At 59.4% G+C, this 23,924-nt stretch carries 22 protein-coding genes; 7 read left to right on the forward strand and 15 right to left on the reverse strand.

The features are described 5' to 3' along the window. The first annotated feature begins 61 nt into the window (after positions 1–61). The 5 genes from OK142_RS07940 (at position 62) to OK142_RS07960 (ending at position 6,099) form a co-directional block, all read left to right on the forward strand. Positions 62–745: an HAD-IA family hydrolase gene (locus OK142_RS07940; RefSeq protein ID WP_498682552.1), complete on the forward strand. Its 684-nt coding sequence runs from the start codon at positions 62–64 to the stop codon at positions 743–745. Between the two features lie 94 nt (positions 746–839). Further along, positions 840–2,450: an ABC transporter substrate-binding protein gene (locus OK142_RS07945; RefSeq protein ID WP_082186061.1), complete on the forward strand. Its 1,611-nt coding sequence runs from the start codon at positions 840–842 to the stop codon at positions 2,448–2,450. A gap of 192 nt (positions 2,451–2,642) precedes the next feature. Then, complete coding sequence (locus OK142_RS07950; RefSeq protein ID WP_003500438.1) at positions 2,643–3,593, forward strand: ABC transporter permease; 951 nt, start codon at positions 2,643–2,645, stop codon at positions 3,591–3,593. Continuing rightward, entirely contained in the window at positions 3,593–4,444 is an 852-nt protein-coding gene (locus OK142_RS07955; RefSeq protein WP_498682032.1) for an ABC transporter permease, read from the forward strand. Before OK142_RS07950 ends, OK142_RS07955 begins: the two co-directional genes overlap by 1 nt. Next, a complete protein-coding gene (locus OK142_RS07960) occupies positions 4,444–6,099 on the forward strand; it encodes an ABC transporter ATP-binding protein (protein WP_498682034.1) in 1,656 nt (551 codons plus the stop codon). Before OK142_RS07955 ends, OK142_RS07960 begins: the two co-directional genes overlap by 1 nt. Positions 6,100–6,258: 159 nt before the next feature. On the opposite strand, the gene OK142_RS07965 is transcribed toward OK142_RS07960, so the two are convergent. Next, complete coding sequence (locus tag OK142_RS07965) at positions 6,259–6,735, reverse strand: Lrp/AsnC family transcriptional regulator (protein ID WP_035243534.1); 477 nt, start codon at positions 6,733–6,735, stop codon at positions 6,259–6,261. A gap of 228 nt (positions 6,736–6,963) precedes the next feature. Here OK142_RS07965 and OK142_RS07970 point away from each other — a divergent pair, with 228 nt between their 5' ends. Then, positions 6,964–8,289, forward strand: coding sequence for an NAD(P)/FAD-dependent oxidoreductase (locus tag OK142_RS07970; RefSeq protein ID WP_313607454.1), 1,326 nt, complete (start codon positions 6,964–6,966; stop codon positions 8,287–8,289). An 87-nt stretch (positions 8,290–8,376) separates the two neighbouring features. Here the strand turns inward: OK142_RS07970 and OK142_RS07975 are convergent, their stop codons facing one another. The 7 genes from OK142_RS07975 to OK142_RS08005 all read right to left on the reverse strand — a co-directional run bounded on the left by OK142_RS07975 (position 8,377) and on the right by OK142_RS08005 (position 16,445). Beyond that, positions 8,377–9,312, reverse strand: a complete 936-nt coding sequence (locus tag OK142_RS07975; RefSeq protein ID WP_498682037.1) for an ABC transporter substrate-binding protein — start codon at positions 9,310–9,312, stop codon at positions 8,377–8,379. Positions 9,313–9,441: 129 nt separating this feature from the next. Continuing rightward, entirely contained in the window at positions 9,442–10,380 is a 939-nt protein-coding gene (locus tag OK142_RS07980) for an ABC transporter substrate-binding protein (protein ID WP_313607452.1), read from the reverse strand. 24 nt (positions 10,381–10,404) lie between these two features. Further along, on the reverse strand, positions 10,405–12,210 hold the full coding sequence (locus OK142_RS07985) for an amino acid ABC transporter permease/ATP-binding protein (RefSeq protein ID WP_313607451.1): 1,806 nt from the start codon (positions 12,208–12,210) through the stop codon (positions 10,405–10,407). Positions 12,211–12,223: 13 nt separating this feature from the next. Continuing rightward, a complete protein-coding gene (locus tag OK142_RS07990) occupies positions 12,224–12,781 on the reverse strand; it encodes a GNAT family N-acetyltransferase (RefSeq protein WP_498682040.1) in 558 nt (185 codons plus the stop codon). A gap of 23 nt (positions 12,782–12,804) precedes the next feature. Continuing rightward, complete coding sequence (locus OK142_RS07995; RefSeq protein ID WP_498682042.1) at positions 12,805–13,992, reverse strand: M20 aminoacylase family protein; 1,188 nt, start codon at positions 13,990–13,992, stop codon at positions 12,805–12,807. Positions 13,993–14,076: 84 nt separating this feature from the next. Continuing rightward, positions 14,077–15,417, reverse strand: coding sequence for an LLM class flavin-dependent oxidoreductase (locus OK142_RS08000; protein ID WP_498682044.1), 1,341 nt, complete (start codon positions 15,415–15,417; stop codon positions 14,077–14,079). A 23-nt stretch (positions 15,418–15,440) separates the two neighbouring features. Next, positions 15,441–16,445 carry an LLM class flavin-dependent oxidoreductase gene (locus OK142_RS08005; protein WP_498682554.1) on the reverse strand — a complete coding sequence of 335 codons (1,005 nt, stop codon included), beginning with the start codon at positions 16,443–16,445 and terminating at the stop codon, positions 15,441–15,443. 305 nt (positions 16,446–16,750) lie between these two features. Between OK142_RS08005 and OK142_RS08010 the strand changes: the two genes are divergently transcribed. Further along, positions 16,751–17,200 (forward strand): RrF2 family transcriptional regulator, encoded by a 450-nt coding sequence (locus tag OK142_RS08010; RefSeq protein ID WP_035243600.1) that lies wholly within the window; start codon positions 16,751–16,753, stop codon positions 17,198–17,200. A 7-nt stretch (positions 17,201–17,207) separates the two neighbouring features. On the opposite strand, the gene OK142_RS08015 is transcribed toward OK142_RS08010, so the two are convergent. The 7 genes from OK142_RS08015 to OK142_RS08045 all read right to left on the reverse strand — a co-directional run bounded on the left by OK142_RS08015 (position 17,208) and on the right by OK142_RS08045 (position 23,736). Beyond that, positions 17,208–18,152 (reverse strand): acyl-CoA dehydrogenase family protein, encoded by a 945-nt coding sequence (locus OK142_RS08015; RefSeq protein WP_498682046.1) that lies wholly within the window; start codon positions 18,150–18,152, stop codon positions 17,208–17,210. A 53-nt stretch (positions 18,153–18,205) separates the two neighbouring features. Continuing rightward, the gene (locus tag OK142_RS08020) at positions 18,206–18,751 is read right to left on the reverse strand and encodes a flavin reductase family protein (protein ID WP_003500407.1); all 546 of its coding nucleotides are present in this window, start codon (positions 18,749–18,751) and stop codon (positions 18,206–18,208) included. A gap of 200 nt (positions 18,752–18,951) precedes the next feature. Next, a complete protein-coding gene (ssuD, locus tag OK142_RS08025) occupies positions 18,952–20,121 on the reverse strand; it encodes an FMNH2-dependent alkanesulfonate monooxygenase (protein ID WP_498682047.1) in 1,170 nt (389 codons plus the stop codon). 169 nt (positions 20,122–20,290) lie between these two features. Beyond that, positions 20,291–20,488, reverse strand: a complete 198-nt coding sequence (locus tag OK142_RS08030) for a hypothetical protein (protein WP_137038983.1) — start codon at positions 20,486–20,488, stop codon at positions 20,291–20,293. 209 nt (positions 20,489–20,697) lie between these two features. Further along, positions 20,698–21,879 carry a YeeE/YedE family protein gene (locus OK142_RS08035; RefSeq protein ID WP_498682049.1) on the reverse strand — a complete coding sequence of 394 codons (1,182 nt, stop codon included), beginning with the start codon at positions 21,877–21,879 and terminating at the stop codon, positions 20,698–20,700. 79 nt (positions 21,880–21,958) lie between these two features. Then, positions 21,959–22,888 carry a sulfurtransferase gene (locus tag OK142_RS08040; protein WP_498682051.1) on the reverse strand — a complete coding sequence of 310 codons (930 nt, stop codon included), beginning with the start codon at positions 22,886–22,888 and terminating at the stop codon, positions 21,959–21,961. A 230-nt stretch (positions 22,889–23,118) separates the two neighbouring features. Further along, positions 23,119–23,736: an alpha/beta hydrolase gene (locus tag OK142_RS08045; RefSeq protein ID WP_498682052.1), complete on the reverse strand. Its 618-nt coding sequence runs from the start codon at positions 23,734–23,736 to the stop codon at positions 23,119–23,121. Positions 23,737–23,924 lie beyond the last annotated feature (188 nt).

Raw genomic sequence — 23,924 nt, forward strand, 5'->3', positions numbered from 1 at the left:
AGAGGCCAGGGCGGCAGAGCGGAGACCGACATTGCCCAAAAAACTGAACGACTTCAAATATATGAGCTTCGACGTTGTGGGAACTCTCATCGATTTCGAAGGCGGCCTTAAATCGACGCTGATCCAGATTGGCGCTGAAAACGGCGTCGAGGTGGACGGTGAAAAGGCACTCGGCCTTTACCGTGCGGCGCGTTACTCCGACGCAACCGACCTGTTTCCCGACGATCTCGTCCGCGTCTATCTGATCATCGCTCCGGAACTGGGCCTGCCGGGGGAGCGCGCCCTTGGCGAGCGCCTGCGCGATGCTGCCCGGAGCTGGAAGGGTTTCGAGGACAGCCGTGCAGCCATGGCCGAGCTTGCAAAGACGCATCGCCTCATCGCCATGACCAATGCCCAGCGCTGGGCCTTCGAGTATTTCTCGAAAGAACTCGGCAGTCCTTTTCATGCCGCTTTCACGGCGGATGATACCGGCACGGAAAAGCCGGATCCCGCATTCTTCGAGAAGGTTTTCGCCTTCGTTGAAAGCGAAGGCGCATCGAAGGACGACATTCTGCACGTTGCGCAAAGCCAGTACCACGATATCGGCATTTCACGGAAACTCGGAATGACCAATTGCTGGATCGAGCGGCGCCACGCCCAGAAGGGATATGGCGGCACGATCGAGCCGGAAAACTTTACCGCACCGGACTATCACTTCACGTCCATGGCCGGCCTTGCGGAGGCCGTGCGACAGGCGGGCGGCTGAACCGCCTTTGCCGATGGCATGGCGCGAACTGGGACGCGACATGCCGGAAATCTTTGCAGACGCCATTTCAACAAACATACAAAAGGGGAAGACCATGAGTGACAGGATTACAAACTGGACCCGCTCTGACGATGCCGCCGTTGAACAGGCGATCCGTCGCGGCGCGACGCGGCGAGAGCTGCTTCACATGATGCTGGCCGGCGGCGTTGCGCTTTCCGCCGGTTCGGCCATTCTCGGCCGCGCCTCGCAGGCCGTGGCGGCCACCCCCGTTTCCGGCGGCACGCTGAAGGCGGCCGGCTGGTCCGCCTCCACGGCCGACACGCTCGACCCTGCAAAGGCGTCGCTTTCCACGGACTACGTGCGTTGCTGCGCACTCTACAACCGATTGAGCTTCCTTGATATTTCCGGCACTCCACAGATGGAGCTTGCTGAATCCATCGAAACGAAGGACGCCAAGACCTGGACCGTAAAGCTGCGTTCCGGCGTCACGTTCCATGACGGCAAGGCGCTGACCGCAGATGACGTGGTCTATTCGCTGAAACGCCATCTCGATCCGGCCGTCGGTTCCAAGGTTGCCAAGATCGCCGCCCAGATGACCGGCTTCAAGGCCCTCGACAAGAGCACCGTCGAGATTACACTCGCAAATGCGAATGCCGACCTGCCGGCCATCCTCGCCCTGCACCACTTTATGATCGTCGCCGATGGCACCACGGATTTCTCCAAGGGCAACGGCACCGGCGCCTTCAAGCTTGAGAAATTCGAGCCGGGCGTACGTTCGGTCATGGCCAAGAATGCCAATTACTGGAAGTCCGGCGGCCCGCACGTCGACAGCTTCGAGTTCTTCGCGATCGCCGAAGACAATGCCCGCGTCAACGCACTCATTTCGGGCGATATCCACCTTGCGGCAGCCATCAATCCACGTTCGCTACGCCTGCTCGACAAGCAGGAGGGTATCGTTCTGTCCAAGGGCACGTCCGGCAACTATACCAACCTCAACATGCGGCTGGACCAGGCACCGGGCAACAATGCCGATTTCGTCGCCGGCATGAAGTCGATCGTCAATCGCGAGCAGATCGTCAAGGCGGCTCTGCGCGGCCTCGGCGAAGTCGGCAATGACCAGCCCGTGCCGCCGATGAGCCCCTACCACAATCCGGACCTGAAGCCGAAAGCCTTCGATCCCGACAAGGCGAAGTTCCACTTCGAAAAAGCGGGTCTCATCGGCCAGTCCATCCCGGTCATCACCTCGGATGCCGCAAACTCCGCCGTGGACATGGCGATGATCATCCAGGCGTCCGCCGCAGAAATCGGCGTCAAGCTGGATGTACAGCGCGTTCCTTCCGATGGTTACTGGAGCAATTACTGGCTGAAGGCGCCGGTTCACTTCGGCAACATCAACCCGCGCCCCACGCCGGACATTCTGTTTTCGCTGCTTTACGCCTCCGATGCGCCATGGAACGAAAGCCAGTACAAGTCGCCGAAGTTCGACAAGATGATGCTCGAAGCACGCGGCATGCTGGACATGGAAAAGCGCAAGCAGATCTACTTCGAGATGGAAACGATGATCGCCGACGAAGCCGGCACCATCATTCCCGCCTATATTACCAATGTCGATGCCATCACCTCCAAGCTGAAGGGTCTGGAAGCCAATCCGCTCGGCGGCATGATGGGTTACGCCTTTGCTGAATACGTCTGGCTCGAAGCCTGATAGACCAAATGGGGCCGGGTGCTGAAAAGTACCCGGCAACGTTCCGCCAGTGCGGAAAGCCTAGCGCATCGGGCAGAAGATCGTGTTCGATTTTCTTCTATAGCGATTCGTGGATTCAAAGAGTTAGAGCGTTTATGCGTCCTGTAGGATGCGAGGCGCTCTAATGGCCAGGCAGGTCGCAGGAGCATGTGAATGAACAGCCGGATATTGTCCCTTATTGCTAGGCGGCTGGTCGTCATGTTGACGACCCTGCTTATCGTGTCGTTTATCGTCTTTTCCGCCACCAGCCTGCTGCCCGGCGACACGGCGACGATCCTTCTCGGCCAGTCGGCGACGCCTGAAGCGGTCGCCGGTCTGCGCACCGCCATGCATCTTGATGACCCGGCCCTCCTGCGTTTCGTTCGCTGGCTTTTCGGCCTGCTGCAGGGCGAGCTCGGCACCTCCTACGCCAATAACATGGCGATCGCCGACCTCATCGGCCCGCGTTTCGTCAACTCCATGAAGCTTGCCGGCATCACCACACTCATCGCCGTACCGCTGGCCCTGACGCTTGGCATCAGCTCCGCCATGCTGCGCGGGACGCTTTATGACCGCGCCGTCACGATCCTCACCATCGGCGTCATTTCCGTGCCGGAATTCATGATAGCGACGCTGGCCGTGTTGCTTTTCGCTGTCTATCTCAAATGGCTGCCGGCCCTGTCGCTCATCAGCGAGGTCCATAGCGTGTTCGATATGCTGCGCGTTTACGCCATGCCGGTCATCACCCTCACCTTCGTGGTGTCGGCGCAGATGATCCGCATGAGCCGCGCCGCCGTCATCGAGACGCTTGATACGCCCTATGTGGAAATGGCGCTTTTAAAGGGCGCACCGCGCATGCGGATCGTGCTGCGCCACGCGCTGCCCAATGCGCTCGGCCCGATCGTCAATGCGGTGGCATTGTCGCTCTCCTATCTCGTGGGCGGCGTCATCATCGTCGAGACCATCTTCAACTATCCGGGTATCGCCAAGCTGATGGTCGATGGTGTCGCGACGCGCGACCTGCCGCTGATCCAGAGCTGCGCGATGATTTTCTGCGTGGGTTATCTCCTCCTCATCACCACGGCTGATATCATCGCCATCATGTCCAATCCGAGGCTGCGCTGATGGCCGATCATATCAACACAACTTCGGGGACTTCGCGTTTGGGTTACAGGATCAACGCAGTCGGTGTTTTCGGCTTTCTCGTCATTTTCCTCTGGGCGATGGTTGCGATATTCGCGCCCTATCTCATCCCCCATCCGGTTGGTGAAATCGTCGATCTCGATTATTTCGGCCCCATGACCTCCGACCTCTGGCTCGGTTCCGATTATCTCGGCCGCGATGTCTTTTCCCGCATTCTCATGGGCGCACGTTTCACGGTTGGCATCTCGCTTGCGGCGGTCACGATCGCCTGCGTGTCCGGCGTCGTTCTCGGCATGTGCGCCGCCGTCGTCGGCGGCTGGTTCGATGCGGCGCTCAGCCGTTTTCTCGATGCGGTGAACTCCATTCCGAGCAAGCTCTTCGGCCTTGTTGTCGTCGCCGCCGTCGGCTCCTCCATACCCGTGCTGATCACCACGCTCTCTGTCATCTATACGCCGGGCGCCTATCGTTTCGCCCGGGCACTCGCCGTCAATGTTAACACCATGGATTTCGTCACCGTCGCCCGGGTGCGTGGCGAGAGCCTGCTCTATCTCATCGGCTCCGAAATCCTGCCGAACATCATCCGCCCCGTGCTTGCCGATCTTGGCGTGCGCTTCGTCTTCATCGTGCTGCTTCTGTCGGGCCTCTCCTTCCTCGGCCTCGGCCTGCAGCCGCCGAATGCCGACTGGGGCGCGCTGGTGCGTGAAAACATCGGCGGCCTGCCCTTTGCCGCACCGGCCGTGATCTTCCCGTCGCTGGCGATCGCCAGCCTGACGATCAGCGTCAATCTGCTGATCGACAATCTGCCGCAGAAAATCCGCGACAGGAGCCAGTAATGACCAATCTCGTTGAAATCCGTGGACTGAAAGTCGAGGCGACCACCGATTCCGGCCGCCGCATCCAGATCATCAAGGGCGTCGATATCGATATAGCCGAAGGCGAGATCGTCGCACTGATCGGCGAAAGCGGCTCCGGCAAGACCACAATCGCGCTGACATTGATGGGTTATGCCCGTCCGGGCTGCCGCATTTCCGGCGGTAGCGTGACCGTGACGGGTCGCGACATGGTGCAGCTTTCGGAAGCCGAACGCGCCAGGATCCGCGGCACGAAAATCTCCTACGTCCCTCAGAGTGCGGCGGCCGCCTTCAACCCGGCGCAGAAGATCATCGATCAGGTCATTGAAGTCACCCGCATCCATCATTTGATGCCGCAGCAGGAGGCACGCGTCAAAGCGGTAGAACTCTTCAAGGCCCTGTCGCTTCCCAATCCGGAAACCATCGGCGAGCGTTATCCGCATCAGGTTTCCGGCGGTCAGCTACAGCGTCTCTCCGCCGCCATGGCGCTGATCGGCAACCCGGAACTGGTGATCTTCGACGAACCGACCACGGCACTCGACGTGACGACACAGATCGAGGTTCTGCGCGCTTTCAAATCGGCAATGCGCAAGGGTGGCATCGGCGGCGTTTATGTGTCCCACGATCTTGCCGTTGTCGCCCAGATCGCCGACCGGATCGTGGTGCTGAAAGGCGGCGAGGTTCAGGAAACCGGCACGACCACGGACATTCTGGAGAATGCGCAGCATCCTTATACGCGCGAGTTGCTGACCGCCTTTAACGACAAGGTGCGCGCGGTCGCGCCGCTCGCACAGAGCCAGGCGACGCCGCTCCTCGATATCGAAAGTCTGATCGCCGGCTACGGCACGAAAGGCGACGACCGGATGCCGCTGGTGCGTGCGGTGGATTCCGTCAGCCTTGCGGTTTATCCCGGCCGCAATCTTGGCATCATCGGCGAATCCGGCTGCGGAAAATCGACGCTGGCGCGCGCCATTGCCGGCATTCTGCCCGCCGCGAGCGGTCATGTCATCTTCGAAGGAAAGCAACTGGATGCCGATGCGCGAAGACGCACCAGCGATCAGCTGCGCCGCATGCAGATCGTTTTCCAATATGCCGATACCGCGCTTAACCCGTCAAAACCCATCGAGGACATTCTCGGCCGGCCGCTGACCTTTTATCATGGCATGCGAGGCAAGGCCCGCGACGGCCGGATCGACGAACTGCTGGATATGGTGAAGCTGCCGCGCTCGGTCCGCCACCGCCACCCTTCCGGCCTGTCAGGCGGGCAGAAACAGCGCGTCAACTTCGCCCGCGCGCTGGCAGCCGAACCGTCGCTCATCATCTGCGATGAAATCACCTCGGCACTGGATACGGTCGTCGCAGCCGCCATCATCGACCTGCTCGGTGAATTGCAACGCGAACTCAACCTCTCCTATATTTTCATCAGCCACGATCTTTCGGTGGTGGAAACCATCTGCGACGAAATCGTCGTGATGTATGGCGGGCAGAAGGTGGAGCATCTGGCGACCGAAGCGATCAAATCACCGACGCATCCCTATTCGAAGCTCCTGTTTTCCTCGGTGCCGAAGCTCGACCCGAAATGGCTCGACAATCTCCAGCAGGATGCGGAACTGGTGCGGGCGTTTTCCAAGAGGTGATAGGCCGGAAGCTGCCCGGATTACGACGCAAGCACGCCGCGACAAATTTCGACGTCATCCTCGCCCTTGAGGCGAGGATCCATCCATCTCGACGGACTATGGATCCTCGGGTCGAGCCCGAGGATGACGTCGAGATTGGGGAGGAGACGCACTTTTATTTCAAAGAGGAAACAGGCTCGTCAGTGGCATATGCGCTTTGATGATCGGTGATTTCAGCACCACGAAGCTGAAATATTTGTCTATGCCGACATCCATGTCCGTCAGGCGCTCCATGATCGACTGATATTCGACAATGCCGGACGTGACGAATTTCAACAGATAATCGTAACCGCCGGAAACGAGATGGCATTCCACCACCTGGTCGATCTTTTCAACGACGCCGAGAAAGCGGGCAAAATCGATCTGGCGGTGGTTCTTGAGCGTGATTTCAGTGAAGACCGTCAGGGTCTGGCCGAGCTTGTTGATGTTGATCTGCGCCGAATAGCCTTCGATATACCCTTCGGCCTGAAGCTTCTTGACCCGCATCAGACAGGGGCTTGGCGAGAGATTGACAAGCTCCGCCAGTTCCACATTGGTGATGCGCCCGTTCTTCTGGAGTTCGTAGAGGATCTTGATATCGATCCGGTCAAGTTTCATCACGTGAGGAACCCCTTTTTTGTTTTTGAGCACACAGCATAAAATTCTGACGTGGCAATGGAAATCTTATCACATGCGCAAGCCCTGTCGACGCGGGGATATTTTTTTCATCCAGCATAAAGAGTTGCAGACGTGGCCCCGAACAGCAGGAGATTCCGACAATCGGCCCAGTCTGGCAGCGTCTACCCGGCGACCAAGGTAAATTAGTAGGAAGATAAGGAGCCCCATATGCCTGCGCCGCTGCAACAGATCACGACCTCGCCGGAATTGCCGAAATCTGCGGACGCCGTCATTATCGGTGGCGGCATCGTCGGCGTTTTCGCTGCCTATTACCTCGCCCGGCGCGGCCTGAAAGTGGCTCTTGTCGAAAAAGGCCTTGTTGGCGCGGAGCAATCCAGCCGTAACTGGGGTTGGTGCCGGCAGCAGAACCGCGATGCCCGCGAATTGCCGATCTCTACGCAGAGCCTGACGCTCTGGGAGCAGTTTGCTGCCGAGAGCGGCGAGGACACCGGTTTTCGCCGCTGCGGATTGTTTTACCTGAGCGACAACGAGGCCGAACTTGCCGGCTGGGCGCGCTGGCGCGATTTTGCCATCACCGCGGGCGTAACAACCCATATGCTGAGCACGGATGAGGCAAGCGAACGCGGACGCGCCACAGGCAAACGCTGGAAGGGCGGCGTCTTTTCGCCAACGGACGGCACGGCCGATCCTTCGATGGCGGCACCCGCCGTTGCGCGCGCCATCATGAAACTGGGTGGCACGGTGCATCAGAATTGCGCGGCGCGTGGTCTGGAGACGGAAGGCGGCCGCGTCAGTGCCGTCATCACCGAAAAAGGCACCATCCGCACCAAAACCGCCATCATGTCCGGCGGTGCCTGGGCATCCTCTTTCTGCCGCCAGTTGGGCATTCGATTTCCACAAGCCTCCGTGCGTTCCTCCATCCTGTCGGTCACACCGGGTGCGGAAGACCTGCCGGATGCGTTGCATACCGCAGCCGTTTCGGCCACACGGCGTAAAAACGGCGGTTACACCCTTGCGATCAGCGGCCTTGGACGCATCGACCCAACCGCACAGCAAATGCGATTCGCGCGCGAATTCGTGCCGATGTTCCTCAAGCGCTGGCGCAGCCTGCGTCCGGGCGGGCTGGAGGGTATCCGTGGCGGCCATGAAACGTTGAAACATTGGCGGCTCGATGCGCCGACGCCGATGGAACGAGTTCGCATTCTCGATCCGAAACCGAATGCCGCCGCCATCCAGGAGACCCACAAAAGGGCACTCGAACTTCTGCCCGCCCTTCGCAAAACCCAGATTTCCGCCGCCTGGGCCGGTTTTATCGACAGCACGCCGGATGGTGTGCCCGCCATCGGTGAGACCAGCGAATTGCCCGGCTTCATCCTCGCCGCCGGCTTCAGCGGACACGGTTTCGGCATCGGCCCGGGCGCTGGCCATCTGATCGCCGATATCGTCACGGGTTCAAACCCGATTGTCGATCCTGCTCCCTATCACCCCAGCCGTTTCCTTGGTTCATCCTGGGGCAAGGTCGCGGACTTCTGAGTTTTTTGCGCTGCGCGACCGACGCGTAACACAATACCCGCAGGCATGACCTGCGGGTATTGCCGTCCACCGCGTTTTTTCGACCGGTCAGCTCTTTGGCAGGCCGGGTGGATTGGTTCGCGATTCCGGCAAGGCCTCTTCCGCAAGCTGCCAGCGGTCCAATATTTTCGCATAAGCGCCGCTCTTGATCAGATCGTTGGTGGCCAGCGTCAGGGCATCGGCCAGTCCCGAACCTTTGCGGGTAGTGATGGCGACATCGGAACGCTCCGGCCAGCCGGCGGAGAGCGTTCCGACACGCTTGATGGTCTTGTCGCGAGCGGCGATGAAGACCAGCTGCGCATGCGGCTGGACGATCACATCCGCCCGCCCGGCAGAAAGCGCGACAAGCCGGGTGGCCTCGTCGTCGTAATATTGCAGCTCGAGCGGCTTAAGTCCGGCGGCGACGTTCTCGTCGTTCCATTTCAGCAGAATGCGCTCCTGATTGGTGCCCGCACCGACGATGATCCTCAGGCCCGCCGCATCCTTCGGCTCCCTGATGGCGGTGATGCCGCTATCGGACTTCACGAAGAAACCATGCAGGCCCTGACGATAGGTAGAAAAGTCGAACTTCTCCTTGCGCTGTTCGGTCACCCCGACATTGGAGATGACAGCATCGTATTTGCCGGAGGCAAGCCCCAGCGGCCAGTCGGCCCAGGCAACAGCCACCAGTTCCAGCTCGAGGCCAAGACTGTCAGCCACCGCAAGCGCATAGTCCGGATCGGCCCCGACCACCGTCTTTGCGTCCGTCGCATAGGTCGCGAGCGGTGGTCCTCCGGGTGCAACCGCGACGGTGAGTTTGCCCGGGGTAATGAATTTGAAATCTTTCGGAATGGCAGCAATCGCGGCGGGGTCTTTTTCAACCCTGATCCGACCTGGCTGGTCCGGGGACAGGTCGAAGACATCAGTTGCGAAAGCCGGTCCGAAACCGGCGATGGAGAGAAGAGCACCGAGCGCGACTGTCGCTAGACGAGAGGTGAAAGTCATTCTGGTTTCCCGATAAAATGATTGCGGGACGGAGGTAGCGCGGACGGGAGGAGCCCGCGCTACCGGCTGAGTGATGTCCCACCTTCAACTCAGCGTGTTGGCAACTCCGCTTTTTTGGAAAATCGGCGGTTAGCTCTTGGGCAGACCGGGCGGATTGGTGCGGGATTCGGTGATGGCCTCAGAGCCAAGGTTCCAGCGGGCAAGAACCTTGCCGTAATTGCCGTTCTTGATCTGGGCGTTCAGCGCCGCCGTGATGGCTTCGGCAATACCGGCGTCCTTTTTGGAGGCGACGGCGATTTCCGCCGCTTCCGGCCATCCGCCGGAGAAGGTGCCTACGAGCTTGGTCTTCTTCTGGCTTGCCGCCTGAAAGGCCGAGGTTGCGTTGGGGCCGAGATAGGCGTCCGCGCGGCCGGATTGCAGGGCAACGTCAAGCACAGCCTGATCGTCGTAATATTGCACCTCGGTGTCGGCCAAGCCCTTGGCCTTGTTGTCCTTGATCCATTTCAGCAGGATCTGTTCCTGATTGGTGGCAGCGCCGACGATCACCTTCAGCCCGGCCACGTCCTCGGGCTTGCTGACGGTCGTCACCTTGCTGTTATTGCCCACGTAAAAGCCGAGCAGGTCGTTGCGGTAGCTGGAAAAATCGAACTTTTCCTTGCGCGCTTCCGTCACCGTGATGTTGGAAGTGACGGCATCGTATTTGCCGGATGTCAGACCCAGAGGCCAATCGGCCCATGCGATCGGAACGAGCTGAAGTTCAAGGCCGAGGCTGTCAGCAACCAGCTGGGCGATATCGGGCTCCACGCCAATCGGCGTTTTCGTGTCGCTCGCATAATCGACCAGTGGCAGGCGGAACGGTACGGTCGCGACCGTCAGCTTTCCATCGGCGATGAACTTGTGGCTGGCCGGAAGAAGCTTGATCGCCTCTTCAACCTTCTCGGCGCGCACCCGCCCCTTCTGTTCCGGAGAAAGATCGACCTCCTGCGCGTGTGCGGCCGGGATGAGCGCGGTGGTGGCGGAGAAAAGACCGCCGGCAAGCAATGATAATAGTTTCGATGAAAATGCCATGTGAGTGTTTCCCTTGTTTTTTGGTTAGAGAACTTTTGCGAGGAATTCAGCGGTGCGGGGGTGATCCGGGCTGCTGAACACCTTTTCCGGCGTACCCGTTTCAATAATCCGGCCCTGCTCCATGAAGACGACCCTGTCGGAGACTTCGCGGGCAAAACCGATTTCATGGGTAACGATGATGAGCGTGACACCGGAGCGCGAAAGCTCCTTGATGACGTCAAGCACCTCGTTGACGAGTTCAGGATCGAGCGCGGATGTCGGCTCGTCGAACAGCAGCACCTTCGGCCGCAATGCCAGCGCCCGGGCAATCGCCACGCGCTGTTGCTGCCCGCCGGAAAGCTGGCGGGGATAGGCGCCGGCTTTTTCGGCAAGGCCGACACGCGCCAGAAGATCGCGCGCCTCAGCTTCGGCCTGCTCTTTCGAAATGCCACGAACGGCGATGGGCGCTTCGATGATGTTTTCAAGCGCAGTCAGATGCGGGAACAGGTTGAAGCTCTGGAACACCATGCCCACTTCGGCGCGGCGCTTGAGGATTTCCCGTTCCTTCAGTTCGTAAAGCGTGTCGCCCTTTTGACGATAGCCAACCAGTTCGCCATCTATGGCGATGAAACCGTCATCGACGCGCTCCAGATGGTTGATGGAGCGCAGCAAGGTGGACTTGCCGGAGCCGGACTGACCGAGAATGGTGGTGACGCTGCCCGCCGGAATGGAAAGGCTGATATCATCCAACACCTTGAGCGACCCGAAGGATTTCGAAACACCGTGGATGTTGACCGACCCGCCACGATTTCCGAGCTGGAAGCTGACGGCAGGGGTGGACACCGCGCGCTCGGCCCTGGTCGCAACAGACACCGCCGTTTCCACGGCTTCAGGCAAAGGCTTGCGTGGCAGGAAAGTACGGTAGACCGTGGCGAACAGGGACGGCGGCGGGTTGCGCAGCGCACCGCGTGAAAAATGCCGCTCGATATGGTGCTGAACGATCGAAAGCGCGGTCAGGATCACCAGATACCAGACGGTCGCGACCATCAGCAGCGGGATCACTTCCAGATTGCGGCGATAGATGATCTGGATTGTATAGAACAGCTCCGGCAGGGCTAGGATATAGACCTGCGACGTGCCCTTGGCGAGGCCGATGATATCATTGAAGGCGGTGGGCAGGATGGAGCGCATCGCCTGCGGCAGAACGATGCGCGACGCCTGCCGCCGCCGGGGAAGACCAAGTGCTGCGGCAGCTTCCAGCTGGCCCTGATCGACCGAAAGGATGCCGCCACGCACGATTTCGGATGCGAAGGCGGCCTGATTGAGCGTCAGCCCCAGAACGGCCGCCGCAAAAGGCGTCATCAGCTGCGTCGTATTCCAGCTGAAGAAATTGATGCCGGTATAGGGAACGCCGATCGCCACCGTTTCATAGAGATAACCGAGATTGTTGAGGATCAGCAGCAGCACGATCAAAGGGATCGACCGGAAAATCCAGATATAGGTCCAGGAGACGGCAACCAGCAGCGGCGAACGCGAAACGCGGGCAAGCGCCAACAGCGTTCCCAGCACAAAACCGAACAGCGCACCGAGCGCGGTGAGCAGCAGCGTCCTGCCAAGACCGACCAGCACCGGTTCGGCGAAAAACCACTCCGCAAAGACATCCCAGCCCCAGCGCGGGTTGCCGAAGATGGAATGCAGAACGGCCGCTATGATGAGAACGGAGAAGACCGTACCCACCGTTCGCAAGGGATAACGGGCCGGCACGATGCGGAAATGGGCGTAACCACCCTTGATCGGTTCACCCTTCTGCTCGCTCACCGCAACATGCGGAAAATCAGAGGCTATCGTCATCGGAAAAAGCCTTTCACGGGTGGGCCGGGGAAGATTGCGTCCGAGCCGCCGGTATCGGCGCGCCTTCCGCAACGGAGGCGGAGACGCTCTCGGCAAGCCATTTTTCGAAAGGCAGCGACCTGATCGTTTCAGGGTCGGCCGACGTGTCGAACAAGGCGCGATAACCGTTGGTGAGATAAAGGCCCACCGCTTCCGGCTGGCGGAAGCCCGTGGTCAGATAGACACGGGCGTAACCCTGCCGGATCGCCTGCTGCTCCAGTTCCTGAAGCACGATTTTCGCAAGCCCCTGCCGGCGGTGGGCCGAATGGGTCCAGACACGCTTGAACTCGGCGGTTTCCTCGTCGTAACGCATGAAGGCACCGCCGGCGATCGCCTTGCCGCCGCGCAGCAACAACAGGAAGTTGCCCGACGGTGGGCTGAAGGCCTCCGGCGGATATTTGTTCATTTCCGCCCTGGCGCCTTCCGCACTGAAATATGTGCCGTAGCGGCTGTCATATTCGAACAGCAGCTCCTCCAGAAGCGGGGCTGCGAGCGGGTCCTTGACCGATGTGTAGAGAAAACTGTCGCTCATCTCGTTGTCCTAAACTCGTTGAATCAGGAGAGGTACGCTTCCGCCAGACGCACCCAGAAGCGCGCCGCAGGCGCGATGATGGCATCATTGAAATCGTAATGGGGGCTGTGCAGCGGCGCGCTTTCGCCATTGCCGACGAAGAGATAGGAGCCTGGCCGCTCGAGCAGCATGAAGGCGAAATCTTCGCTCGCCGTTCGCGGCTGAAAGCCTTCGGCGACCTGTTCGGCGGGGAAATGCCGTTTGGCGACATCGCGGGCGAAGACCGTCTGCCTGACGTGATTGATGACGGGTGGGAAACCACGGGAATAGGCGACATCGGCGGTTGCGCCGAAACTTTCCGCCTGCGCTTTCGCAAGGGCGGGAAGCCGCTCCTCCAGCCGATCGCGAACGGTGGGCGAAAAGGCCCGGGCGGTGATCTGGAGTTCCACACTCTCGGGAATGACATTGGAGGCCGTGCCGCCATGAATGGAGCCCACCGTTAGCACCGCCATGTCTCGCGGATCGACATTGCGCGAGACGATGCTCTGCAAGGCGGTGACGAAGCTTGCCGAGGCAAGAACCGGATCGACCGTTTCATGCGGTGCGGCCCCGTGCCCGCCCTTGCCGATGATCCGCACCTTTGCCTTGTCCACGGAGGCCATAGCGGGCCCCTCGACAAAGCCGAATTGTCCGGTTTCGACGCCCGGCCAGTTGTGCAGCCCGAACACGGCGTCGACGGGAAACCGCTCGAAAAGCCGGTCTTTTATCATCGCTCTCGCGCCTGCGCCGATTTCCTCGGCAGGCTGGAAAATCAGCGTCAGCGTACCGGAAAAACTCGATGTTTCGGCAAGGTAACGGGCGGCGGCTAGCAGGATCGTCGTGTGGCCGTCATGACCGCAGGCATGCATCACACCCTGCGTCTGGCTGGCATAGGCAAGGCCGGTCTCCTCGACGATGGGCAGGGCGTCGATATCGGCGCGAATGCCCAGACGTTTGTCACCGTGTCCGCGTTTCAGGGTGGCGACGACACCATGGCCGCCGACGCCCTCCGTCACCTCATATCCGAAAGACAGGAGATACCGGGCAACAAGCGCCGCCGTGCGTTTTTCCCCAAGCGAAAGCTCCGGATGCCGGTGAAGATCGTGCCGGATGGCGATGCTTTCCTCGATGAAGGCAAGGATTCCCCGTTCGGCGTCGTCCTGCGGACGCGCGCCGTCAATGCGGATATTCATGGTTCTGGTCTCCTGCGCCGCGCTTCACCCGCACAGCACGTTTAAAATCTCTTAGGGCGACAACAGCTGCCGCCCGGCCCTACCTCATGCAATAGCCTTGTCGGGGCCGCTTTCGGCGCGGGAATAGATGCTTTCCTTGAAAGGCAGGCCCAGATGCTCACGCAGCGTTGCGCCTTCCAGATGCGGTTCGAAATAACCACGACGCTGAAGCACCGGAATGACGAGGCGGATGAAATCGTCCAGCCCTTCGGCAATGACCGGGAAGCCCAGAATGAAACCATCGGCCGCATCGTGCTCCACCCAGCGGATGATCTCGTCCGCCACCCTGTCCGGGGTTCCGATGAAACCTTCTCGCGGGGTTGCGGCTTCGAGCGCCGCCTCGCGCAGCGTCTGGTTCTTTTCCTTCGCACGGCGCTTGATGCGGTCCGTCGTCGAACGGAAGCTGTTCTTGCCGATATCTCCGAGTTCGGGGAAAGGCTCATCCAGCGGATAGACGCTGAAATCGTGATGGTCGAAGAAGCGGCCGAGATAGGCAAGCGCATCCTCGATGGTGATGAGGTTGCGGATGATGTCGTATTTCGCTTCCGCTTCCTCCTGCGTTTCGCCCACAATCGGCCCGATGCCGGGGAAAATCTTCACGTCGGAGGCGGACCGGCCCTGCGCGACAGCACTCTGCTTCACGCGCTTGAGGAATGTCTGGTTTTCCTCGAGCGAGGCGGAATTGGTGAAGACGGCATCGGCATGTTTGCCCGCAAGGCCGATACCGGCATCGGAAGAACCGGCCTGGAATACCACCGGTTGGCCCTGCGGCGAACGCTGGATGTTCAGCGGTCCTTCCACCTGGAAGAAACGGCCCTTGTGGCCGAGTGTGTGGAGTTTTTGCCTGTCGAAGAATTGCCCGGTCTCGCGGTTGCGCACGAAGGCATCGTCGTCCCAGCTGTCCCACAGCCCCTTGATCACCTCCAGATATTCATCGGCAATCTCGTAACGCAGCGCATGTTCGGGATGGTTGCGGCTGTAGTTTTTCGCCGTGCCTTCGAGTGGCGTCGTCACGGCATTCCAGCCAGCCCGGCCGCCACTCAGAAGATCGAGCGAAGCAAACTGCCGCGCGATCGTGAAGGGATCGCTGTAGGAGGTTGAAACCGTGCCGGCGAGGCCGATCTTCGACGTGACGGAAGCCAGCGCCGAAAGGACGGTCAAAGGCTCGAACCGATTGAGGAAATGCGGGATGGACTTGTCATTGATATAAAGCCCGTCGGCCACGAAGGCGAAGGCGATACCGGCTGCTTCCGCCTTCAGCGCTGTTCTCCGGAAAAAATCGAAGTTGACGCTGGCATTGACCGGGCTTTTCGGGTGCCGCCAGGCGTTCATATGCCCGCCCGGGCCCTGGAGCATGATGCCGAAACGGACTGTCTTTTTCGTCATGTCATTTCCTCCTGAGGACAAGTTCACGCCGCCCTGGAAAGGCGGTGTGTGGCCAGCAATTCGATCGAGGCAAGCCGCTGATCGGCTCCGACATGCGGCGGCTCAATGATGAATTCCTCGATACCGTGCTCATCGGAAAGCGCGCGCAGCGCCTTGTGAATATCCTCCGGCCCGCCATGCAGGACGTTAGGCTTGCGCTCCTCGATGCGATAATCGGTATCGCCAGACTGGCGAGCAAATTCTTCGGCCTGCTCACGGCGGCCAAGATTGAACGCCTTGCCGTTACTGAGGAACACACGATAGATGCGCTGCCCCTCAACCTGTCTTGCCGCATGGTCCGGATCGCTGGCGGCAAAGACCGAGAGGGCAAGGATCGGCGCTTTCCCGCCGCTTTCCTCGCGGAAAGCCGAGAGGCTGCTGCGAAGAACCTCCGGATCACCATTAAGATGACCGGCAAAGACAAAATTCCATCCTCTGGACGCCGCAAGCCTTGCGCTTTCAGGGCTGGCGCCGAGCAGAAATCTGTCCACAGCAACCGGCGGCACCGGTGTCGCCTGCAACCCGGCCTGCGCATGACCCTGCGGTGCAGCGCCCGAGAGGAACGTGGTGAGTTCACTGAGTGCCGTTTCGAAATCCGGCTTGCGGGTGGGGTCATAGGCCTGCTGCAAGGCGGACGTCGCAAGCGGCAGTCCGCCCGGCGTCTTGCCGATACCGAGATCGACCCGGCCGGGCGCGAGAGAGGACAGCACGTTGAAAACTTCAGCGACCTTGTATGGGCTGTAATGCTGCAGCATCACACCTCCCGAGCCGACGCGGATACGGGAGGTCTTCGCCAGAATCCACGCAACCAGCGCCTCAGGCGCCGAACCGGCAAGCTCCGGCGAATTGTGATGTTCGGCGACCCAGAAACGGCGATAACCCAGTTCTTCGGCGCGTTTGGCGAGATTGATCGTGTCGCGGAACGCGCTTGCCGCGTTCTCACCGGTCGGAACCGGGCTCTTGTCCAGCAAACTGAGAGTATACATCATCACCTCGCACGTCTTTTGATGCATACTTTGTCTACCGATTTTATATGCTAATAAAGGACGTTCGTTCCACGTTGCGTCGGGATCAGAGAAAATATTGTTTTCCCCGATGGTTTCAGCAGGCGTACTTGGCAAAGCAATCCGCAACCCTGGTGAGACGCGGGTAGAAAGGCCGATACAGAAGCGCGTCAGGCCCGGTGCCGGGACGAAACGGGCTTGCGCCGGAATTCGGTAAAAACTACTTAGTAAGTTGAGAACAACATGATCCGGCATTCCAGACTATGCCGGCTCTCTTTTCGGATCATGCGATGCTGACCAAAAAAGGCAAATACGGGTTAAAGGCTCTTGTCGATCTGGCGCGGTTGCCCCAGGGCGAGACCGCCTTCGTGACCGAGATTGCGACCCGTAACAATATTCCGAAAAAATTTCTGGATACTATCCTTCTCGAGCTGCGCAACAGCGGCATCCTGCGCTCTAAGAAGGGACCGAATGGCGGTTATTCGCTGTCGAAAATGCCGTCGGAAATCATGATCGGCCAGGTCATCCGCACGCTGGACGGGCCTTTGGCCCCCATTCGCTGTGCCAGCCGCACCGCTTTTGAAGCCTGCGACGACTGTGATGATCCCGAGACCTGTCAGGTCAGGGTTTCGATGACGGACGTGCGGGACGCAATCGCAACAATCCTGGACAATATGACGCTCGCACAGTTCGTCGCAAAAGACGGTCAGGACACGCGTTCGATTCCCGCTGGCAAATAAGCGTCGCTTACTGCCGGCGCAGCTCGTCGCCGAGAGAGGCGATCAGCCCGGGCTCGCTTACGCCGTCAATAAGGCCGAGGCGCGCCATCAGGATTTCCAGCGTGATGGCATTGTTCCTGACGGAACGAAAGGTGACGTTTTCCGCGCCCACCTGCGCCGCATCGATATTGGCCGCAAGCCGGGAGATTTGCGCTTTCAGCAATTCAATGGCGAGAAACACTTCGCCGATGACGGGCCGAGTACCGCCGTCGTCGGCCAATCGGTCAATCAGGAGCGCTGATAGCTCACGCTGTTTTTCGCCCAGGGCCACGGCGGCCTTCAGGAGCGTGGAAACGGAGGCGGCAAGATTTCCGGCCCCTTGGGCAAGGAATGCTACCTGATCGGCGCGCAACAGGCCGTCCCATGACGTATTGGGACGATTGCGCAGGACAACGAGCAGTGCCTGCCCGGCCGTGTTAACGGCCGGAACGACGATCCAGTCCGCATCGGCGGTGACCGATCGCGCGGCATCATCGGGAAGCCGCAAGGCATAGTCATCGCCAGTCACCAGAACCGCCTGATCCACGCCGGCATCAGACGATGCAAGCGCAAAGGTCTCGCCAAGATCGAGGCGGGCGAATAGAGCCTTGCGCTGCTCCTCGCTTCCGGCATTTCTGATGAATTCAAGTGCGGTGAAATGTTCGACGAGATCATGCGCAGCCGCCACATCGGCCGCGGAAATGATCGAAAGCGCCTGCGAGAGAATGTCGTTGGTTATATCCGCCCCGCCCAGTTCATTCGGAACGGAGAGGGCGAGAAGGCCGGAGCGGGCTATCCGCGCATGGATTTGGCCCGGCGTTTCCACGGCGCATTTTTCAGCGATCGTACGGGCGACGGTCAGCACATCGCCATCCGCGCCAAGACGCGGAGACACGAAACGAATTCTTTCGCCGAGTGGCGTGACGGATCCCATGCTCAACTCCCTCAAAAAGAATGACCGCGTGAAAGCGCCGGAAAGGCCGGCGCTCAGTCCAGCGAATGATAACGGCCGTTTTGGTAGACCAGCGAATGGCCGGAGCCGAGGCGGATCGCCTCGACCTTGCCGATGACGATGACGTGGCTGTGCCGCTCGATAGCCTCTTCGATGGTGCAATCGATCGCGGCAACGGCATCCTCGAGAATAGGCGCGCCGCTCGCCAGCCGGGTCCATTCGGCGCCGCGATAACGCTCTTCGCCTTTCAGGCCGCCAATGCCGGCAAACTGGTTGGCGACGAACTGATGGTTCTGGCCGATAATGTTCACCGCGAGATGACCGAAACGCTCCACCACGGGCCATGTGGATGAGGAGCGGTTGAGCGCGACCAGGATTCTCGGCGGATCGACCGACAGGGCGGTGGCGGATGTCACCGTAGCGCCCGTGCGCGCATCACCCTCGCCTGCCGTGATGACGCTGACGCCACCGCCCAGCGTTCTGAGTGCGGCCTTCAGGCTGTCGGCATCCGGCGCCCTGCCGGAGACGGGATCGCGGAGATTGATGAATTGTTGATCCTTTGCCGCATATTGCAATGTCATCGGGGGCTCCTGAAAACAGCTGAATTGTTCAATAGCTAACAGCGTCGGCGGGGTGTGAAATAGGCATCGTTTTCCATAATCATAATATTCTATAGAAATAATGTTTTATGTGCCTTTCCCTCTGCCATGGGAGACGACGCCGCGTGAATGCCTTCCCAAACTGACAAGGGGAGACGGCACAACCGCCTCCCGATGATGGATCAGGATCCGGACACCAGCTTGACGTTTCCGCCGTGGCCGCCGCCCCCGAAAACCTGTTTCGCACCGAAGGAGGAACGGATCTGATTGCGCGGGCCTTCAAGCCCGATTTCGGGAAACAGCAATTCGGATAACCGATAGGCTTCTTCCAGATGCGGATAACCCGATGCGATGACGGTATCGATGCCCAGCGCCTGATATTCCCGGAGCCGCGCGGCAACTGTCTTCGGCGAACCGACCAGCGCCGTGCCCGCGCCTGAGCGGACAAGACCGATGCCCGCCCACAAATTGGGAGAGACTTCCAGCCTGTCACGCCGGCCATTGTGCAGCGCCTGCATTCTGGCCTGCCCTACCGAATCCGACGCCTTGGAGAAGGCCTCCTGCGCCGAAGCGATGGTTTCGTCGGACAGCTTTGAAATGAGCCTGTCTGCATCGGCCCAGGCTTCCTCGTCGGTTTCACGCACGATGAAATGCAGGCGAATGCCGAATGTCACCTTCCGTCCCTTTTTCGCGGCGGCGGCGCGAACCTTGGTGATTTTTTCAGCCACCTGTGCCGGCGGCTCCCCCCAGGTCAGATATTTGTCGGTAATACCGGCCGAGAACTCGATACCGGCATCGGAAGAACCGCCGAAATAAAGCGGCGGGCGCGGTTCCTGCACCGGCGGCAGGCCTAGCTTCGCGCCCTGCGCCTTGATGTATTTGCCGTCGAGATCCGCCTTGCCGGTTTCGATCAGCGAATTGAAGACCTGGAAGAATTCGTCGGCATGATCATAACGCTCGTCATGGGGCAGGAAAATGCCATCACCGGCCAGTTCCTGCGCGCTACCACCAACGACGATGTTGAGAAGCAGCCGGCCATGGGAAACGCGGTCGAGCGTGGAGGCCAAGCGCGCATAATAGGCCGGCGAGGCGACGCCCGGACGGATGGCGACGAGGAATTTCAGGTTCTCGGTATAGGCGGCGAGATTGGCCGCAAGGATGAAGGATTCCTCGCAGGCGACGCCGGTGGGAATAAGCACGCCGGAGTAACCCAGACGATCCGCAGCCTGCGCTATTTCCCGGAGATAGCCAGGATCGGCGGGACGCGACAGATCGTCGGAGCCAAGATAGCTGCCGTCTCCCGAGGTGGGTATGAACCACAGAAAATCGAGTTGTTTTTCAGCTTTGCTCATCGACAGGTCCTTTGCAATCCGCCCATCGGGCAATGCGGCTTGATGATAAAAGGGTAGCCAATTCCCCGATGCCTTTAAGAAATTTTGTTCCAATTTCCGTGCCGGGAGGAGAGTTTATCTCCACGGAAAGACCCGGAAGCGACGAAGGGGCGAACAATCTTCCCGCGCGTCACAGGACAGGATAGAGGCCGAGCATCGCGAAATTCATTTCGCAGATCTCTTCCCGTTCAAGTTCAAGATCGCTTTTGTCCTGCCTGAAGCGCCCGGAATGATCCAGCGGATGAAGGTTGCCCTGTTCATCTTCGCGCGAACGTCGCCGCGTCAAACCGAACAGACTGAAAGTAAACGCATGAAATCCCTGCGGCATGTGCGCCTCCTTTGGTCCACTTGCTCTATCCTCCGGCCAGCGCCCAAAATGGTCAATATTTCCCATAAAATTACTATTCTATAATTGGCGGACCATCGACAATTGTGGACTAAGGCTGCCGCAGCGGGAAAAATTCCGTTCCGAACCGCCAAAAAGGGGATGATGGCGTACGTGCGGGCAAACTGGCCGAGAATTTCGACGGCTGACCTTCACGGCCATGCAAAACGGCGTTTGAAAAGGAGCCCCGCAAAGGCGCCGAAACCACAAAAAACCAGAAATACCCAGCCCGACAGCGCACCCGCATGAATGCCCGACAGCAGCACACCTATGGTGCAGCCCAGCGCTGTCATCCCTCCCCAGCCCATCAGCACGCCACCGGCAAAACGTGTCGCAAGACCGCCGGCGGAAGGCCAGGACGGCTGAAATTTTCCGGCAGAAAGAGCGGATGCAAAGCTCGCAACAATCAACCCGCCAACGAAGACGCCATTTGGCGACAGGATCGTCGTTTTAATGGCGCTGATGCATCCCCGGACCGTATCAAGGCCCGCAAGCGTCTCAGGTACCCAACCTGCCGAAGCCCCGGCTGTTCTGACGATGCTGCCGAGTTCGGCCGTTACCCCGAGAGGTGCCACGCGGAAATAGGAAAAGGCGCTGATGGCCGCCACAAGCACCCCCGTGACGACCGGAGGCCAGCGTTCGACGAAAATGCTGCGAAATGCCTGATGCAGCCGACTTGCCAGGATCGCAGCCGAAAGACCGGGCGCTGCCTTATCTAAAAAGAGCACAACGATAATAAGGATGGCCAATAGAGCGCAGGCAACCAACAGCGCCGAGCCATATCCCAGATGGTGTGGTAACCAGACGGGAAGATCGTCGAAAACGGTAAGCGTGTAGAGAAAATTCCAGCTGAGAAATGCCAGCAGAAAACCGAAACCAGCACCGACTATGGCAAGCACCGACCCAAAAGCCCCTTCGCCCAGCCGGTAGAAATGTCCGGACAGGCAGGAACCGGACAAGGCCGCACCCACCCCGAAGACAGTCGACGCAACCGCCAGAATCCAGCCGACCGGGCCAATATGTGCATTTGGCGGCAGGCGACCGGGCTGCGGAACCGGCATCCAGGCCATGGTGACGATCTGGTAAAACACCACGCCAGCCAGAAGCGCGACAAGGATTGAAACAACACCGTCCGAGCGCCTGTTGTCGATGAAATCACGAAAATTGCAGAGAAAGCAGAAGCGCCCACGCTGCATCACGATGCCGAAAGCGGCACCGGCCAGCAGCGAGAACGCAAGCTGCCTGCCATTTTCAAGCGCCCCGAGCGGATAGGTCGCGGCAGCCAGCGCAGATAAAATGGCGAGTGCCGCGAAACGGAGAGTAATCGAATGCATGAAATACCGGGATCTCGGAAGAACAAATGCCGGCGCGCCATGTCGGCGCACCGGCCAGAAGAATAAAGACGCCTGCGGCTTATTTTCCGGTCCAGACCGTGCCGGTCGGGTTGCTGATCGGAACACCAACCGCATTTCCGTATTCGGTCCATGACCCGTCATAGTTACGGACGTCGTAGCCGAGTATTTTCTTCAGCGCGAACCATGTGTGGCTGGAGCGCTCGCCGATGCGGCAATAGGTGATGACGGGCGTCGAACCGTCGATGCCCTTTTCGGCATAAATGGTCTTGATCTCGTCTGCCGGTTTGAAGGTTCCGTCCTTGTTGACGATGGTGCCCCATGGAACGTTGACGGCGCCGGGAATATGGCCGGCCCGGACGGACAATTCCTTGACGCCATCAGGCGCAAAAATCTTGCCCGAATATTCATCTGCAGAGCGGATATCCACCAGCTTGATGTTGTGCTTACCCTCGGCCACCGCGACAACATCCACGAACCTCGCCCGGACCGCCGTGTCGGGCTCACCGAGCTTCAGTTTCGTCTCGACCGTTGCCGGCGCGGATGTGTCTAAAGGCAGGCCATGCGCCTCCCACAGCTTGCGGCCTCCATCAAGAAGCTTCACCCGGTCGCCAAGGCCGTAGGTTTCGAAAATCCAGGCTCCCCAGGCGGCAAACCAGTTATTATTGTCGCCATACAAAACGATCGTAGTATCGTCGCCCACACCGGCCTTCTGCAAAAGGGACTGGAAATTCTCGCGGGCCGCAATGTCGCGCTTTTCCTTGTCCACGAGATCCGTATGCCAGTTGAGGTTCACCGCGCCGGGAATATGCCCGCGCTCATAGACGCCGGTATCGACGCTTACCTCAAAGACCCGCACTTTCGGATTGTCGAGATTTTCCTTCAGCCAGTCGGCCGTAACCAGCGCTTCCGACGCCCCGGCTGCGGCCAACGACACCGTCGACAACAACAATCCGCCGATAGCCGACGTTACAAGCTTGATCCTGGACATTTCCTTACCCCTTCCTGATTTGATGACCGATAAAAGGTGACAACAAAACCTGATGGAGCGAAGAAACGCTTTTTCATATTTTCTGTAGAAAATAAATACAGTCACTCAAAAACAATCAAAAGGTGAGATTCAAAATTTTATAAGAAAAATTTAGCCCAAAAGCCCTCATGGGTTGTATAGCGCCACAAATGGTGCTGACGCCCGAAGCGCATGCATTGCGAATGGGAAAGCTATGGAGCGCCGGCATCCCCCTGCAGCAGCGCACCGCGCAGCGCCGGCAACCCGCGCTTCCTCGATCTGCTGGCCGTGATTTCGGACGCCGCTTTCAGGCGTTCGAAAAGAGCATAGCCCTCGGGCCACCGGCCGAAACCGGCGGCGATATTGATATGTCCGACGGCGCCAAGATTGACGACATCGCTTCCCCAGTCAGCAGCGGTGCGGGCTAACTCGTCCGGGCTCATATAGGGGTCGTTCATGCTACCCACGACGAGACTGGGGAAGGTGAGCGGCGCCTGAGGAAATGCACCGAACCTTACGATGCATGGGTGCATCGCCTCCACCCGATCAAGATGGGCGGGGGCCACCAGAAGCGCGCCCCTGATTTTGCCGGCCACGGCACGTGTCGCCATATTGGCGGCAAGCAGGCAACCGAGACTATGGGCGACAATATAGGCGTTTTCGGTTGCAGCAAGCGCCGCTTCCAGACGCTCAAGCCAGTCTTCAAGAACGGGGCATTCCCAATTCTCCTGATCAACCAGCTGCGCCTGAGAATCCTCCAGCAGCCAGTGCCGCTGCCAATGCCCCTCATCCGAACCGTTGAGGCCGGGGACGATCAAGGTGGTACACATGCCTACTCCGTGGTTTGCGGGCGGGGTGGACCAAGAATGGTGAATTTCCCGATTTTAGTCGACTATTGCCTTACTCAGCTTTTCCGAACTCAGGAAAAATCGATCCAGACAATTCCTATCACACGAAAAATACGTTCTACGTAGCAGCTTTAGCGCCGCACCAGAGGAATCATTGCCTAAAATATTTT

Origin of the sequence: Agrobacterium sp. BT-220-3 (assembly GCF_025910175.1) — a bacterium.
GTDB classification, from domain to species: domain Bacteria; phylum Pseudomonadota; class Alphaproteobacteria; order Rhizobiales; family Rhizobiaceae; genus Agrobacterium; species Agrobacterium oryzihabitans.

Bases quoted from the DNA above. Each gene is read 5' to 3' on its own strand.
- OK142_RS07940 (WP_498682552.1), top strand. From the start codon at position 62: ATGAGCTTCGACGTTGTGGGAACTCTCATCGATTTCGAAGGCGGCCTT.
- OK142_RS07945 (WP_082186061.1), top strand. From the start codon at position 840: ATGAGTGACAGGATTACAAACTGGACCCGCTCTGACGATGCCGCCGTT.
- OK142_RS07950 (WP_003500438.1), top strand. From the start codon at position 2,643: ATGAACAGCCGGATATTGTCCCTTATTGCTAGGCGGCTGGTCGTCATG.
- OK142_RS07955 (WP_498682032.1), top strand. From the start codon at position 3,593: ATGGCCGATCATATCAACACAACTTCGGGGACTTCGCGTTTGGGTTAC.
- OK142_RS07960 (WP_498682034.1), top strand. From the start codon at position 4,444: ATGACCAATCTCGTTGAAATCCGTGGACTGAAAGTCGAGGCGACCACC.
- OK142_RS07965 (WP_035243534.1), bottom strand. From the start codon at position 6,735: ATGAAACTTGACCGGATCGATATCAAGATCCTCTACGAACTCCAGAAG.
- OK142_RS07970 (WP_313607454.1), top strand. From the start codon at position 6,964: ATGCCTGCGCCGCTGCAACAGATCACGACCTCGCCGGAATTGCCGAAA.
- OK142_RS07975 (WP_498682037.1), bottom strand. From the start codon at position 9,312: ATGACTTTCACCTCTCGTCTAGCGACAGTCGCGCTCGGTGCTCTTCTC.
- OK142_RS07980 (WP_313607452.1), bottom strand. From the start codon at position 10,380: ATGGCATTTTCATCGAAACTATTATCATTGCTTGCCGGCGGTCTTTTC.
- OK142_RS07985 (WP_313607451.1), bottom strand. From the start codon at position 12,210: ATGACGATAGCCTCTGATTTTCCGCATGTTGCGGTGAGCGAGCAGAAG.
- OK142_RS07990 (WP_498682040.1), bottom strand. From the start codon at position 12,781: ATGAGCGACAGTTTTCTCTACACATCGGTCAAGGACCCGCTCGCAGCC.
- OK142_RS07995 (WP_498682042.1), bottom strand. From the start codon at position 13,992: ATGAATATCCGCATTGACGGCGCGCGTCCGCAGGACGACGCCGAACGG.
- OK142_RS08000 (WP_498682044.1), bottom strand. From the start codon at position 15,417: ATGACGAAAAAGACAGTCCGTTTCGGCATCATGCTCCAGGGCCCGGGC.
- OK142_RS08005 (WP_498682554.1), bottom strand. From the start codon at position 16,445: ATGATGTATACTCTCAGTTTGCTGGACAAGAGCCCGGTTCCGACCGGT.
- OK142_RS08010 (WP_035243600.1), top strand. From the start codon at position 16,751: ATGCTGACCAAAAAAGGCAAATACGGGTTAAAGGCTCTTGTCGATCTG.
- OK142_RS08015 (WP_498682046.1), bottom strand. From the start codon at position 18,152: ATGGGATCCGTCACGCCACTCGGCGAAAGAATTCGTTTCGTGTCTCCG.
- OK142_RS08020 (WP_003500407.1), bottom strand. From the start codon at position 18,751: ATGACATTGCAATATGCGGCAAAGGATCAACAATTCATCAATCTCCGC.
- ssuD (WP_498682047.1), bottom strand. From the start codon at position 20,121: ATGAGCAAAGCTGAAAAACAACTCGATTTTCTGTGGTTCATACCCACC.
- OK142_RS08030 (WP_137038983.1), bottom strand. From the start codon at position 20,488: ATGCCGCAGGGATTTCATGCGTTTACTTTCAGTCTGTTCGGTTTGACG.
- OK142_RS08035 (WP_498682049.1), bottom strand. From the start codon at position 21,879: ATGCATTCGATTACTCTCCGTTTCGCGGCACTCGCCATTTTATCTGCG.
- OK142_RS08040 (WP_498682051.1), bottom strand. From the start codon at position 22,888: ATGTCCAGGATCAAGCTTGTAACGTCGGCTATCGGCGGATTGTTGTTG.
- OK142_RS08045 (WP_498682052.1), bottom strand. From the start codon at position 23,736: ATGTGTACCACCTTGATCGTCCCCGGCCTCAACGGTTCGGATGAGGGG.